Origin of the sequence: Chitinophaga sp. sic0106 (genome assembly GCF_019219075.1) — a bacterium.
Taxonomy (GTDB): domain Bacteria; phylum Bacteroidota; class Bacteroidia; order Chitinophagales; family Chitinophagaceae; genus Chitinophaga.
In genome coordinates, this window is record NZ_JAHUWJ010000009.1 from 33,815 (window position 1) to 49,180 (window position 15,366).

10 protein-coding genes are annotated in these 15,366 nt (G+C 49.5%); 8 read left to right on the plus strand and 2 right to left on the minus strand.

Going from position 1 to position 15,366, the window contains the following annotated elements; genetic code table 11:
* Nucleotides 1-92: 92 nt before the first annotated feature.
* The 3 genes from KW844_RS14985 to KW844_RS14995 are packed head-to-tail and all read left to right on the plus strand — an operon-like array spanning nt 93 to nt 5,171.
* Nucleotides 93-2,837: a TonB-dependent receptor gene (locus KW844_RS14985; protein WP_218377600.1), complete on the plus strand. Its 2,745-nt coding sequence runs from the start codon at nt 93-95 to the stop codon at nt 2,835-2,837.
* 12 nt (nt 2,838-2,849) lie between these two features.
* Complete coding sequence (locus KW844_RS14990; RefSeq protein WP_218377601.1) at nt 2,850-4,124, plus strand: parallel beta-helix domain-containing protein; 1,275 nt, start codon at nt 2,850-2,852, stop codon at nt 4,122-4,124.
* 12 nt (nt 4,125-4,136) lie between these two features.
* Complete coding sequence (locus KW844_RS14995; RefSeq protein WP_218377602.1) at nt 4,137-5,171, plus strand: SO2930 family diheme c-type cytochrome; 1,035 nt, start codon at nt 4,137-4,139, stop codon at nt 5,169-5,171.
* A gap of 190 nt (nt 5,172-5,361) precedes the next feature.
* Here KW844_RS14995 and KW844_RS15000 read toward each other — a convergent pair whose 3' ends face one another.
* Nucleotides 5,362-5,961: a hypothetical protein gene (locus tag KW844_RS15000; RefSeq protein ID WP_218377603.1), complete on the minus strand. Its 600-nt coding sequence runs from the start codon at nt 5,959-5,961 to the stop codon at nt 5,362-5,364.
* 19 nt (nt 5,962-5,980) lie between these two features.
* On the opposite strand from KW844_RS15000, the gene KW844_RS15005 reads away from it, so the two are divergent.
* On the plus strand, nt 5,981-7,378 hold the full coding sequence (locus tag KW844_RS15005; RefSeq protein WP_255578465.1) for a DEAD/DEAH box helicase: 1,398 nt from the start codon (nt 5,981-5,983) through the stop codon (nt 7,376-7,378).
* Nucleotides 7,379-7,509: 131 nt separating this feature from the next.
* Here the strand turns inward: KW844_RS15005 and pepE are convergent, their stop codons facing one another.
* Nucleotides 7,510-8,217 (minus strand): dipeptidase PepE, encoded by a 708-nt coding sequence (gene pepE / locus KW844_RS15010; protein WP_218377605.1) that lies wholly within the window; start codon nt 8,215-8,217, stop codon nt 7,510-7,512.
* Nucleotides 8,218-8,987: 770 nt separating this feature from the next.
* On the opposite strand from pepE, the gene KW844_RS15015 reads away from it, so the two are divergent.
* The 4 genes from KW844_RS15015 to KW844_RS15030 are packed head-to-tail and all read left to right on the plus strand — an operon-like array spanning nt 8,988 to nt 15,328.
* Nucleotides 8,988-12,032, plus strand: a complete 3,045-nt coding sequence (locus KW844_RS15015; protein ID WP_218377606.1) for a SusC/RagA family TonB-linked outer membrane protein — start codon at nt 8,988-8,990, stop codon at nt 12,030-12,032.
* An 11-nt stretch (nt 12,033-12,043) separates the two neighbouring features.
* The gene (locus KW844_RS15020; RefSeq protein WP_218377607.1) at nt 12,044-13,582 is read left to right on the plus strand and encodes a RagB/SusD family nutrient uptake outer membrane protein; all 1,539 of its coding nucleotides are present in this window, start codon (nt 12,044-12,046) and stop codon (nt 13,580-13,582) included.
* An 8-nt stretch (nt 13,583-13,590) separates the two neighbouring features.
* On the plus strand, nt 13,591-14,259 hold the full coding sequence (locus KW844_RS15025) for a hypothetical protein (protein WP_218377608.1): 669 nt from the start codon (nt 13,591-13,593) through the stop codon (nt 14,257-14,259).
* 34 nt (nt 14,260-14,293) lie between these two features.
* Complete coding sequence (locus KW844_RS15030) at nt 14,294-15,328, plus strand: DUF5007 domain-containing protein (RefSeq protein WP_218377609.1); 1,035 nt, start codon at nt 14,294-14,296, stop codon at nt 15,326-15,328.
* The last annotated feature ends 38 nt before the right edge of the window (nt 15,329-15,366 follow it).

Here is a 15,366-nt window from a genome sequence, read left to right on the forward strand (position 1 = left end):
TGATTTCGCCCCAAATCCGCTGTAGTACATGCTTTTGAAAATAGTTTTTGAGTAATATCGCTGCAACGCCAAAATCAAAAACTACGCTCTCCATGTTTAAAGTCGCACAGTGGATTACGATGATGTTGCTGTTCAGCGCACCGCTGATGGCCCAACAAATTATTTCCGGAACTGTCCGTAACCGGGATACAAAAGCAACTATTCCTGCAGTTTCTGTCAGGGAGAGAGATGGTAACGCCGGCGACTATACCAACGGTCAGGGGCATTTCCGTTTCACCGCACGCACTAAGTTTCCGTTGCACCTGATATTTTCCTCTGTAGGGTACGAAACCCTTACTATGGAAGTCACTTCCACCGCTCCGATTCAGGTAGAACTCGCCCCTGCCTCCGTGCTGGGGAAGGAGGTGGTGGTAAACGCCAGCCGTAGTGTACAGAAAAAAATAGAGTCTCCCGTAACTATTGAAAGTATTGGTAACCGGGAGATTATCAACTCCCCGCAACCCAGTTATTACAACATGCTCCAGGGCCTCAAAGGGGTGGATATCACCACTTCCAGCCTCACTTTTACCACCGTTACCACCCGCGGATTTAATACCAGCGGTAACACCAATTTCACCCAGGTGGTAGATGGGATGGATAACCAGGCCCCCGGCCTTAACTTCGCCCTCGGCGCCGCCATTGGCCTTACAGAGCTGGATGTGGACAACCTGGAAGTCCTCTCCGGCGCCTCCTCTGCACTATATGGCAGCCGCGGACTCAATGGTACCATGGTGATGACAGGGAAAGACCCGTTCAAATACCAGGGGCTGAGCTTCCAGGTAACACAAGGGGTTAACCACATCAAAAAAGGAAAAGGCAATGACCCGCTGGGCCCTTCTCCCTATTACGACTACACGCTGCGTTGGGCGAAGAAAGTAAACGAACGTTTCGCCTTTAAAGTGAATGTGCAATATATTAAAGCCCGCGACTGGGTAGCAGCAGATACTACCAATACCAACAGTCAGCGCTCCCGCTACCAGGACCCTAACTACAACGGGGTGAATTTATACGGCAGTAAAACCTCCGTAGATATCAATCCTTTTCTGGAAGGCGCCATGGCTATGATTCCTGACCTGGCACCGCTGATCCAGCCCATGCTGGATACGGCCAACTATGTAGCCCGCACCGGCTACCCCGAATACGATTACCTCAGCTCCGACGCCAAACTGTTTAAAGGCAACATAGAGCTGCGCTATAAGATAAAACCTAAGCTGGAAGCTATTGCCAGCGCCACCTACGGCCAGGGCAACGCCGTGTACAGCAACGATACCCGTTATGCCCTCACCGGCTACCATTTATCCCAATACCGGTTAGAGGTGAAGTCGCCACAATGGTTTGTGCGCGCTTACACCACCCGGGAGAATTCCGGTAACACCGTAATTGCCAGTCCTACCGCCCAGCTGATCAACGAGGCCTGGAAGCCCAGCTACAACGCCAATACCGGCGATGGCTGGTACCCGCAGTACACCAGCGCCTTGCTGGAAGCCATGGCAGGGGGGAAGAGCTATGAAGATGCCAGCTGGATGGCCCGTCAGTTTGCTGACCAGGGCCGTCCGGCTGCCGGCAGCGGGTATTTCAATCACCTGAAAGACAGTATCGCGGGGCTACCTACCCGCGAAGGTGGTACCTTGTTCCAGGATCGTAGTCGCCTCTTCAACGCCGAAGCGCAGTATAATTTCAGTAAGCTGATCCCCTTTGCTACTATCATCGCGGGCATCAACTACCGCCTCTATATGCTGGATTCAAAAGGTACCCTGTTCCCGGACGACAATGGTCCTATCCACGTAGCCGAATACAGTGGCTACCTGCAAGGCACCAAAAAAGTAATACATGATAAACTGAGTTTGAGTCTGGCTTTCCGGGTAGATAAAAATACCCTCTTCGAAAAGCCCCGCGTGACCACCCGCGCTTCCTCGGTGTTTGAACTGGCAAAAGAAAGTTACCTGCGTTTTTCCTACCAGAATGCGTATAGCTTCCCGTCAAACATACAGGCGCTGCAATCCACACCGGTGGATTATAACAGCTTCGCCTCCGGAGGCTCCACCCGGCTGCTCAACGGCGTGTACCAGTTTGATAAATATCCTGCGTATACCCTCACCAGCGTACAGGCCTTTCAGAAATCCGAAAACCCTGACTCCCTCGTGAAGTTTGCACCAAAGGATATCATGCCGCAATCCGTAGATGCGTTTGAGTTAGGCTGGTCGTCCCTGATTGGTGGCTGTGTGCTGGTTGATGTGCTGGGCTACTATTCCACCTGGACTAACTTCATCGGCTATACGAATGTGGCTAACACGCCCGGCACCGATGATCCGAATGCCTTTAAAGATCACAGCACCTATGTGCAATATAACATCGCTTATAATGGCGCGGAAAAGGTAAATACCTATGGCTACGCCGCCAGCGTGAGTGTGGATCTCTCCCATAATTTCCTGGCAAAAGCCAACTTCAGCTCCGACTTCCTCAAAAACAGGAATAATAGTCAGATCAACAATTTCAACACCCCTAACTATAAATTCAATATCGATTTTGGCAATGAAGGTTTTGGGAAGAAACAGCGGTATGCGTTCAGTACCACCTTCCGTTACCGCCCGGCGTATTTCTACCAGATCGGTTTTGCCAGCGGTACGGTAAATGCCAGTGCGGTGCTGGATGCACAGATCAGTTATAAATTACTGCAGGCACATTCCCGTATTAAACTGGGGGCTACCAACCTGACGAACAGCTATTATCGCACTGGCTTTGGTAGTCCGGCCATTGGCGGCATGTACTATGTTTCCTTTGCTTATAACGTATTTTAAAAATCATACAACATGCGTATATACAATCTGATACTAACTGGTATGGTGGCGGTTTCGCTGCATGCCTGTACCAATCAGCCCACTAACAGTGACGGCTATGTGAATCACCACAGCTTCGGCCCCGGGGAGGAAACGAAAATTGCTGAAGCCCTGCTGACCCTGAAAGATTCCAGTAAGGTGGAACTCAAAGAGGGCACTTATCATTTCGATAACCTCAGCATCGCCCAGCTGAAACATATCCGCATCCAGGGTGCCGGCGCAGAAAAAACCATCCTCGACTTTTCTGCCCAAAGCCAGGGTGGGGAAGGGCTGCGTGTAACAGACGTGCTGGGCTTCACCATCGATGGGCTAACGCTGCAGGAGTCCAAGGGCGACCTGATTAAAATTAATAAGAGTGAAGATGTGGTGGTATCCAATGTAAGAGCTATCTGGCAAAAGGCGGATAGCGCCAGTGGTGGCTACGCCATCTATCCCGTGCTGTGCAAACGCGTGCTGGTAGAAAACTGTTATGCACAGGGAGCCTCCGATGCAGGTATTTATGTGGGGCAGTCGGACAGCGCCATCGTGCGCAACTGCAAGGCCTATAAAAATGTGGCCGGTTGCGAAATTGAAAACACCAGCAACGCTAAAGTGTATGACAATGAGTTTTGGGGTAATACGGCCGGCTTCCTGATCTTCGACCTGCCGGACCTGAGCAAGCGCGGGGGCCATGTGGAAGCCTATAACAATAATATGCATGATAACAACGAGCGCAACTTCGCAAAATCAGGCAGTTTCGGGAGCACCTGGGGCGTAGGTAACGCCGCCCCCGGCAGCGGCATCATTGTGCTGGCGGCCTCTGATATCCACCTGCATCATAATAAAATTATCAATAATAATTCAGCTGCCATTGCAGTTGTTTCAGGATTTTTTATAGATGAAAAAGCAGCGGAAAAAATGAACGATCATTACTTCCCGATTCCCCGCAATGTAAAAATTCACGATAATGAAATGCAGGTGGCCGACAGTTTTCCAACTGCCGTATATGCGCACCATACCGGCAAAGTGCTTGTAGGTATTGAGCAGATGCTGAATGCCCAGGACCCTGCCCGTAAAAATGCGCGGCTGCCGTTTATCACCTGGGATGGCATTACCACCAATATACTTACCGGCGGCACAGGCGTGAACCCGGATTCATTGTGCATCAGTCAGCAGCAGTCCAACCTGTTTGTGAACGCGGATGCTTTAAACATCGGTAAACCAAACTGGAAACCTACTACTGACGTGACGCCTTTTGTGTGTAAATAAATTTTATTGCTTATGAGAATGTGTTATGTGATGGCTGTGGTGCTATTGGCATGTATAATAAGCTGCAATAATGGGGCGCAGCAAAAGCAGGGACCTTTCCAGTTCCTGGACAGGTTATCGGATTATCATTTTTTTGAGGGTGATCTGAAATCATTACAGCCGCGTAAGGGAGTAACCAGTTATGAACTGGCCACTCCCTTATTTACCGATTATTCCGTGAAAGACCGGTTTATAGTGCTGCCGGCCGACAGTGTGCTCACCTATGCCGGCGACGGACTGCCGCAGTTTCCCGATGCTACTTTTATCATCAAAAACTTTGCGTATACAGATACACTGCACCGCAAGATCATGATTGAAACGCGCCTCCTCTACAAGGACCCGTACGATCATGGCTGGAAAGTGATGAATTACCTATGGAACAAGGAACAAACGGATGCGGAACGCTGGCTGCTGGGTAAGCGTATTCCCATCACCCTGCTGGATGATAACGGGCAGGCACACACTACCTTGTACCAGATGCCTAATACCAACGATTGTAAGCGTTGCCACATCAACAACAGCACGCTCACGCCTATAGGACCTAAATGGCGTAACCTGAACTTCACCCGGACAGGCCATAGCCAGAACCAGCTGCAGGCCTGGGCAGGAATGGGACTGATCAAAGGATTGCCGAAAGAACTGGCTGCCTTACCAGTTTGGAATGATAGTGTACACTACACCGTTAGTGAACGTGCCCGCGCCTACCTGGATGTGAACTGCGCGCACTGCCATATCAAAGGGGGGGATGCGTTTAACACCGGCCTGTTCCTGGATTATGAAACTACGGCGCAGGTGCAGGGGATTTTGAAATCGCCGGTATCAGCCGGTGGTGGCGCCGGTGGACTGGATTATGACGTAGTGCCGGGAGATGCAGGCAACAGTATTTTGCATTATCGCATGAACAGTGTGGAACCAGGTACGGCCATGCCGGAGCTGGCACGGACGCTGGTGCATAAGGAAGGAGTGGCGCTGATAGCGGCGTGGATTAATGAGATGCCGAAGCGGTAGACGCGATCTTTTTTCTCGCAAAGCAGCATAAGCAGCTAAGACTTGTGCTTTGTTGTTAAAATGGTTTATTGGTCCGCCTTCGGCGGGCCAATAAACCATTTGGGAGAGACCGAAGGTCTCTTCTAAATCAAACAAACTTATTCGAACAAACAGCAGGTCTTAGCTGCCTGGTGAGAAAAAGATACTCTCCCTAAAAATTCATTTCTTTCTTCTCTTGTGTAAAGCTCTCATCATTCAAATCTTCTTCCCAGCGGTACACCTTTCCATCTTCTGTAAATACCCGCGCCTTCATGGCTGAGTCGGTGAGCGGGTCGCATCCGGTGGGGATTAATATAGGAGAGAACAGCTGTTTCCATTCGGTACCGTTAAAGGACCAGGTGGTACAATGAAAGGTGCAGCCATGGAGTGGTTCATTGAATACGGAGATTTCGTCGCGACCGTCCCCATTGAGGTCCCCTTCATTTTGAATGGTGATGCCACCGAAAAAAACGGGGAGTGCAGGAATACCTTTGCTGAAGGAAACGATGTATTTATCCTGTGCTTCAGCATCTTCCTGGACTTCCTGCGCGTTGGGGGTGACCATGGTGATGAAGAGGGTGTCGGTTTGCCCGGCGCCGGAAAACTGGCCGGCGATGGTGTCATGTGACTGAGGTGCCAGCGGCACAATGGTAGCGGTATTGGTGGTAACCACAGTATCGGCGGTTAGGGTGACGGAGTCCTGTTTGGTATCGGTATTCTTAAAGTTACAGGCACAGAGCATTAAAGCGGCGATAGGAATCAGATTTTTCATAGCGGGCTAAAATACAAAAATGTGTTTGGAATGGCAAAACCTACTGATACTCAACGGCAGGCGCTTTGGCGGAAATACCCTACCTTTGCGGCAAATGCAAAAAGAAATAATATCGGCAATTCTTGCCAATCTGAAGATAGCGGCGTTGAATGACATGCAGCTGGCATCCCTGGAGGCCAACAGGACGCACAATGATGTGATCCTGTTATCCGCCACCGGTTCCGGCAAAACGCTGGCATTCCTGCTGCCTGTACTGGAACGTTTACAACAGGGCGTGAAGTCCACCCAGGCATTAATCGTGGTGCCTTCCCGTGAGCTTGCCTTACAGATAGAAAAGGTATTCCGCCAGATGGGTACCGGCTACAAGATTACCGCCTGCTATGGTGGTCACCTCCGCGAAACGGAAGAAAATAACCTGGTAGAAGCACCAGCGGTGATTGTGGGTACGCCCGGCCGTCTGGGAGATCATATTCGTCGCGGTAATATTACTGTGGATAGTATTGAAACACTGGTGCTGGATGAGTTTGATAAGACCCTGGAATTAGGCTTTCAGGAAGAAGTAGGTTTTATCGTAGCCTCCCTGCCTAACGTAAAGCGTCACCAGCTTACCTCTGCTACAGAGTCAGTGGAAATTCCTGAGTTTGTGGTACTGGAAAACCCGGAAAAGCTCAACTTCCTCCCTGAAGGTGGTGCGCCGGCGGAACGGCTGGACATCAAACAGGTGAAGTCTCCCGAAGCTGACAAAGTGGAAACTTTATTCCGCCTGATCTGCCACCTGGGTAACCGCTCCACCATTGTGTTCTGCAACCATCGCGAATCCGTGGAAAGAACCAGCAACCTGCTCTCTGAAAAAGGTATCCTGAATACTTTTTACCATGGTGCTATGGAGCAACAGGAGCGCGACAGCGCCCTGTGCAAGTTCAGGAACGGTACTGTAAATGTACTGGTAACAACGGACCTGGCTGCACGTGGCCTCGATATCCCGCATATCCGCTACATTATTCACTATCACCTGCCTCATACCGAAGATAGCTTTGTACACCGTAACGGCCGTACGGCCCGCATGGAAGCCAGTGGTACCGCCATCATCCTGCTGGGCCCTGAAGAAAAGCTGATGCCGTACGTATCACCGGATATTGAAACGATAGAACTGCCGGAAAAAGCAGTACTTCCTGAAAAGCCAAAATGGGTAACACTGTTTATTGCTGCAGGTAAAAAAGATAAGGTGAATAAAATCGATATCGTAGGTTTCCTCGGTAATAAAGGCCGGTTGAAAAAAGAAGATATCGGACTGATAGAAGTGAAAGACTTCTTCTCTTTTGTAGCAGTAGTGCGTTCTAAAGTAGGGCACACGCTGGAAGTGATCAAAGGAGAGAAGATCAAGAATAAGAAAGTGAAAATAGAGATAGCGAGATAACCGGGAAAGTGCCGGAGCCTTCGGTTCCAACATCTTTTTAAGTCCGCCTCCGGCGGACGCCCCGATTTTGAATGGGCCCCGACCAACTGGTCGGGGCCTTTCTTATAGGATGGGCCGAAGGCCCGGACAATCTATTTTAAAAACTCCAGTGACGTTCCGGTTGCCACTTCATACGCCTCTTTCCCCTGTTCAAAAATTCTCGCTGTAAGCGTTCCCTCCAGCGTAATTGCTGCACCTTTCAAGCGAATCCAGCTGCCCTCGCGCAAGCCAACCACCGGTGTGCTGTTTTGCGTATGAAACTCACGAATACGTGTTTCCCTGGTTTCTCCCATATGCTGATTGCCGGCAATAGGATCGAGGTAATGCGGATTGATATTAAAAGGCACCATCCCTGCAGTGACGAAACTGGACGGATATACGATGGGCATATCATTGGTAGTTTTCATGCTCACCCCGCCAATATTGGTGCCGGCACTGCAACCCATATAAGGGGTGCCTTTATCGGTTACGGTTTTAAGCAGTGGCATCAAACCTTGTTCATGTAAAGTTTTTACCAGCAGGAAGGTATTGCCACCACCGGTGAAAATCCCTTTTGCATTTTCCACTGCGGCAGCAGGGTTGTCGAATGTATGCAATCCCTTTACGGAAATTCCCAGTGTGTTAAATCCCGCTGCAGCCCTGGCAGTATAATCATCATGCGAAATGCCACCCGGCCTTGCGTAGGGGATGAATATAATTTCAGTGACGCCTGCAAATAAATCCTTCATGGTTGGCTTTAAATAAGCCAGGTACTCTTCCCCAAATAAAGTAGAGGTACTTGCCAATACAATCTGTCTCATCAAAAAAATATTTCTGCAAATTTAAGAACCACATTGAAAAAAATATATCTTTAGGGCGAGCAACCAATTAATCATCAATTGTTCCTGGCTTTAGTGCGGTAATTTAACATCATTCTATGTCATGCCTATGTCCTGAAAGTATCAGTGAACACGGAAGGTTTAAAAGACCATTGTCATAGAATTTTCACTTTTTTTACAACCGTTATAAGGTAACACTTACGCTTATTACTTTGTGAGAAGATATAGTGCTGTACGTGAACAATGAAGTATCAACCAAATAAATTGTATTAGTCGTAGCCGTAATCAAATTTCGATCATGTAACACACCCTGAGTACAAAATGCCCGACAACGACGGGAGTTTGTAACGTTAATTCCGTGCGATGAAGAACTCGTGCCTATAAGAGCGGAGCGCTTGCTTTGCTTACCCTGTAAAACACGTGAATCACGTCAACCTCATTTTGTATGCTAGTGTAGAGCCGCAATGCTTGCGGCTCCTCGCTCTGGCCTGGCTTTCAGTTTCCCGGAATGAGTCACGGGCATTGCGATGCTACACAACGTTTAAAAAAATTAATGAACAATGAATAAATGCTACTATTCTCTTAAGGCATCCTGCATGCGTAATCTCTGCGTGCCCGAATATCCTTTTTACCGGCATTTAAACGCTTAACATATCGCTGAATAACAGCGGTGTTCCGCTTGTGCACAGGTGTTGAAAAACGCCTGAAAGGAACGCTGTTGCCTTAATAATCCAATTAAATCTTTTTTACCAATGAGAGATCATCTATCCATGCGGTTGTCTGACAGAAAGCGTCGCTGGGTGCAGTCGCTGGTGGCAGCCTGTTGTACGCTCCAGGTAGCCCTGTGCATGAACCCGCACGGCGCCAGCGCAGCAGGCCTAAATCTCCCGTTACCTGCAAGGGATACTTTACCTCCTGTTAATAAGGATTCCTTACCAGTTGCTGCCGACAGCACCGTGACCAATGAAGTGGTAAGGGTCTTTGATAAACGGCAGTCCCCCGCAGCATTTACCAACGCCGATACCCTGAACGTAAAACAGGTAGCCCTCTACCCATATACCTCCCTTCAGCAGTCGGTGAAAGGTAATATCAGAGGACTTTACGTACAGGAGCCCAGCGGAGAACCCGGAACAGAACAGTTCATGTATATCCGCGGACTCGCCATGCCACTGCTTTCCAAGCAGGATGTATACCAGGTGCAACCCGCCGTATACCTCAACGGTATCCCCCTCATTTCCGATAACTCCATGGTATTTGATGTGCAGGTAAATGATAAAAACCGCCTCGGCCCCGCTATCAACCTGCTCAATATCATCAACCTCGATAACGTACAGTCCATAGACGTATATAAAGATGCCGCCGCCATCGGCCTGTTCGGACCCAGAGCCGCCAACGGCGTCATCAACATCATCACCAAAACGCCCACCTTCGGTAAACGTAAGATCAGCATCAACAGCTACTTCGGTGTAAACCTCTACGATCCGGTGTTTACCACCAACGGCCAGTACGAAAACCGCGCACGTAAACCATACTACGATAAGTATGCTACCACCGCGGACTCACTGGCATTCCCGCCATACCTGCGCGACTCCTCCAACGCCGCCTATTATGGTAATGCCAACTGGACGGATCTCTACTTTCAGAACACCACCAGCCACGGTATCAATGCCGCCATCTCCGGGGGCTCCGAAAGAGCGAACTTCCGCTTCTTCGCAGATAAAACTACCGCCAATGGTATCGCTGATAATACCCGGCTGGATAAATATAACGCGAACTTCCTCGTGAACATGGCGCCCAAAGAATGGCTCATGGGCTCCGCTCTCATCAACGCCACCCGCCTGGATAGAAACCGCAATACGAGTATGGTAGACCGTTATATTGAAACGGCTTATGTACCGGACATCACCAGCCCGCTCGCACCTAACAAGGACGCGTACGGCCTCTATCTGCGCGAACTGGATAAAGGATTTGATAAAAATCACCTCAACAGCATCCAGGGTAGCTTTTCGCTGATGTTCCATGTAAAGAACCTCCGCTATACCACCCGCCTGCTGTTCGACTACAACGAAAGTGACCGCGATATCTTTTACCCGTCCACACTCATGGATGGCGCTAACTACGTATCCAACTACTACGGCAACAACCAGCGCGTAGGCTTTCAAAACACCGTAGATTACGACTGGCAGCCCGCTGCACAGCATAAGTTCAGCTTCGAAGCAGGACAGATGTACCAGTCGGATAATTTCCGCTACAACTACCAGCGCGCCTATAACGGCGCCAGCGATCGTATCAAGGTAAACGTAGTGGAATCCAACCCGGATGCCGGCAACTACCTGGCGCCACTCTACTACGCCAATCAACTGGTGTACCGCTTCATCGACGGACAAAAAACCAGGCTGCTCTCTTTCCACGGTAACGTGAAATATGTATATAATAATTACCTGCGCCTGTCACTCACACTGCGCAACGATGGTTCTTCCCTGATTAACCCGGCACACCGCTGGCTGTTGTCGCCATCCGCCGGCATAGAATGGGATGTGAAAGAACACCTGCTGCCGGCAATGACCCGCGTATCTGACCTCACCCTGCACGCCAGCTACGGTCGTATTGGTCGCCTCCCCGGTGATGAGCGCTTTGCCGCAGGCCCGCAGTATAAAGTGGATATGGGCTGGACCGGCAATCGCAATGCTGCTTCGTATGCAGGCGTAGCGGGTCTTTCCAGGCCTTACTCGTTCGGCTGGGTAGGAGAGAACATACCGTGGGCAACGACAGATATATTCACCCTCGGCGCTAACTTCTCCCTATATGATCACAGGGTACGCATCAATGGTGATTACTACAATAAGAATGACCGCAACATGCTGGCGCCTATGCCAGCCGTTGCAGAAAGTGGTTATAGCAGCATATACGAAAATGGTATGCTCGTGAATAACAGCGGGGTAGAAGCGACCCTGGCAGTAGACCTGGTGCGCACTAAGAAATTTACCTGGACACCGGAGATCACCGCTTCCTATAACGTAAATACCCTCAAAGCCCTCCCTGGTGGCGCTAAATCACTCACCATCGGCGACCGCCATTTCGAAGTTGGACAGGCAGTAGATATGTTCTGGCTCTATCAGAATGAAGGGATTTACAATACCAACGCAGAAGTGCCGGTAAACAGCAAAACCGGTTCCCCGCTCAGTTTTAAAGGCACTGCCTTTGAAGCCGGCGATGCAAAATGGAGAGACGTAAACGGCGACTTCACCGTGGATGATAAGGATAAAGTGCTCACAGGACATAGCATGCCTACCGTATTCGGGAACATTTCCAACACCCTGCGCTATGGTAAGCTGGACCTCTCCTTTAGCTTGTACTACGCATTGGGACAATCAATTCTCAATAGTAAAACAGCTACCCGCCTCGACTTTGCTAACCATGATGGACAAACGGACCTGGGCTCCGTAAAAGATATCACCTACTGGCAGCATAACGAGGATATGAAAACTTATCCGATTTACAATCCATGGAGTGCTACCATTCCATTCCGTGCCGATCAGGACCTGTTCCTGGAAAAAGCCAGTTTCGTAAAACTCCGTACGGTAAGCCTGGGATATGATTTTGCAGCTACCAAACTGCTGAAGAAAATAGCACCCACCATTACCCGTTGCTACTTCTACGCCACCGCTAATAACATTCTCACGTTCACTGGCTACACAGGCGGTGATCCGGAGCTGACTTATTACAACGGTTACGATAACGGCTATACGATTCCGGTACCTAAAACATATACCGTAGGATTGAAACTGGATTTATAATCAATACTAGTATGAAGAAAATATCTCGCTCCATAAAAGCAGCAATGGTGGTACTTGGCCTGGTGGCCATGGCTGTTAGCTGCAACAAATCACTGGATGTACCGTCGAGCAGGCTGGTGGGTGAAAAAGACTACTGGAATAACGTGGAAGATGCACGTAGCGCCCTGATGGGCGTGTACGGTCTTTCCCGCGCCGCGCTCACGGACAATGCCGCCTTCTGGATGTACGGGGAGTTCCGCAAGGGCGACTTCTCTGCCATCACCCGCACCGATCTGAAAGCCATCGTTAACAACGATCTGAATGTATCGCTGCCCATGCTGCAGAGCCTTAAAAACTGGCGCCGCTTTTATGCCGCCATCAACGCTGCCAACCTCTTTATAGAACGCTCCGGGGAGATCATCAAAAAAGATGCATACTACCCTGAAAGTACCAACAACGTGGACATTGCACAGGTAAGGGCCATGCGCGCGTTCCTCTACTTCTATATGGTCCGCATCTGGGGTGATGTGCCATTGGTGGTAAGCTCTTTCGATGGTAAATTTCCGCAGCTGGCAAGAACACCGCAGCAACAGGTGCTGGCCTTCGCAGAAAAAGAACTGATCGAAGCCGCCAAAAATTTGCCGGTCATCTACAGCAACCTGGACCCGTTATTGGGAGGGCTCTATTATAACCGGAGCTACAGCTTCTGGAAAGGAAGCCTGTTTAATAAGATCAGCGCATACGCTGTGCTGGCGCATATTGCAGCCTGGCAGCAGCGTTACAACGACGTGATGTCGTATACCCAGTTCATCCTGGACAACTACCAGACAGCAGACATCTCCTTCACCAACAGTACAGAGCTGCTCTGCGAAAGCGATAGCGGCTTCTTCTACCGCATGGGCCCCAGCCAGATGCTCAACTTCTCTTTCGATTATAATAACGGAGAAGGTATTACTGCCGGCCACCTGGAAGACTATGTACTGGCTAAACCCATTACCAGCAAGCTGATGCCGGACCTGTTTATCCAGAAAGATACCATCATCAGTATGTTCAACTGGACGGGGGATGAACGTTTCAGCATCGACCTGGCCACCGGCTATCCTAAAACGGAATATTACTTCGTGAACTATAACACCAATACGCCGGTGTTCTCCAAAATCAAGGTACTGCAGGACGGTAAGCTGGATAAAGGCACCTTCCGCATGTTTAACGCCACCATGATGTTTACCCGTATGGAGGAACTGGTGCTGCTTCGTGCAGAAGCGGCCATGGTCACCAACAACACACCGGAAGCGATTAACTGGCTGCGTCAGGTGATGGTGAGTCGCGGTATCCCCAGCCCTACCTTCAATGGAGTGGATATTCTGGATGAAATTTTTAAGGAGAGAAGAAGAGAGCTCCTGGGAGAAGGGTGGCGCTGGTATGACCAGGTGCGCTATGCACGCCTGCGTCCGGCCGCCAATCCGGCCTTCGCAGCAATGGTGCAGAATGGCGCTATCTACTGGCCGGTAGCGGAAGACGTAATGTCGGCCAATCCTAAGCTCACACAAAATTCTTATTGGAATAAATAATTAGTGCCATGCAGAAAAGAAACCAAATTTTTCAATATCTCTGTTTGCTGCTGCTGGCAGTAGTGCTGGTGGCCAGCTGCCAGAAAGATGGCGGATACATCAACTACGTAAAACAACCGCCGCAGATAGATGCTAACGTATACGACTATCTGCAAAGTAAGCCGGGCGTATATGATTCTATGATACTGGTGATCGACAGGGTAGGGCTGAAGCGTATCCTCAGCAGCACCAAGGTAACCGTGTTTGCACTTACCAACGCCAGCTATACTGCGGCGCTGCGCAACTTAAACATCCTGCGCCAGAAACAGGGGAAAGCCCCGGTGAATCTGAGCTCACTCGATCAGCAAAACCTCGATACCCTGATGTGCCGCTATATCGTTCCTGGATTTTTTACCACGGATAGCCTGGCACCTTATCCTGATGGCTTCACCACCACCTCACTCAAATACGGTGGCGGTTCCAACATGCAGCTGTTTACGGAAACGGCTTCCGGCATGGCAGCAGGTGGTCCCAAGTATATTATTTACAGCGATACCAAAGGTTCATTCTATATCAACAAGTGGGTAAGAGCCAACACCATGTCCATGGATACTTACCTGCGCAATGGCGTAGTGCACGTGCTGAGCGGTGATCATGAATTTGGATTCAATGAATTCATCACCCGCTTTAACAAGTAAACCCGATTGCTGAACGCTCATAAATGATGTACCAATGAAAAAATTACTTTTAGCAATAACGACGATGGGCCTGCTGCATGCATGTATCAAACTGCCTGCGGATGCCGATTATCTCAGCAAGGGAGCAGGATATACCCAATCCAACTTCCAGCCTATACTGGGCCGCACCACGGTGATGCCTAACGATCCGTTTGCGACCATCTTCAATGCCGACAACTCCACACTGCCCCTGACGTTTAAAATGCTCAGCGTAAGAGATGCTGAAACAGGCGATACAGTGGATCTCTTTAATAAAACCTTTGATGTGCTGGTTTGGAAAGAAGCCTACACCGGCCTGGAGAAAACCCGCGAAGAGGTAGAAAAGAAAAGGGTGATAGAAAAGCACCACCTGTTTGAAGTGCGGGAGCATTCCGGGCAGCTGGTATTCTGGACACCCCAGGATCAGCAATATCTCAACGCCGTGAAAGTGCAGCCACATAAAGGATACAAATTTGATGTGGAAGTATCCAACTCCGGCGGTTCCAAAGTGATTCATAACATGGAGCTGCAACCACTGCGCCCGCAACCATTTGAGCCGAGTAACATCGATCCGGTAACAGGTAACTCCTATGGCACACTGCGCCCTTCTGTGGTAAGTGGTATCAAAAACTATAACGACGATAGCTACCTCAGCTCTTCGGATGTACAAATGGTTTTTTACAAAGACCTTAAAAGCACAGAAAATTCACTCACGTTTGAATTCCGTGATTCTGCCTATGCACCAATCGATCCTAAAAAGTTCAACAGTACCCAATGGGAAAAAGTATGCCACCACTTTGGTGAGCCGGTATTTACCGGTGAAAGCGTTACCTACCAGGTAGCCTATCCTATACCGCTGGCAGGCATTACCACGCAATATACCATTGTAAACGGACTGTATGCCCAAAGCTTATTTAGCTTTAACCGCATCGGCGCAGGCGGCATCCGTCAGGATTGTACCATCGGTACCTTATTCAAAATCCACGAGCCAGGCGCCTGGAAAATTATCTTCTGGTTTTACAGAGGTAATCCTGATTTCCGCAATAACTAATTGGCGGGTGAACACTGAACTTAAATTATCAATGATAA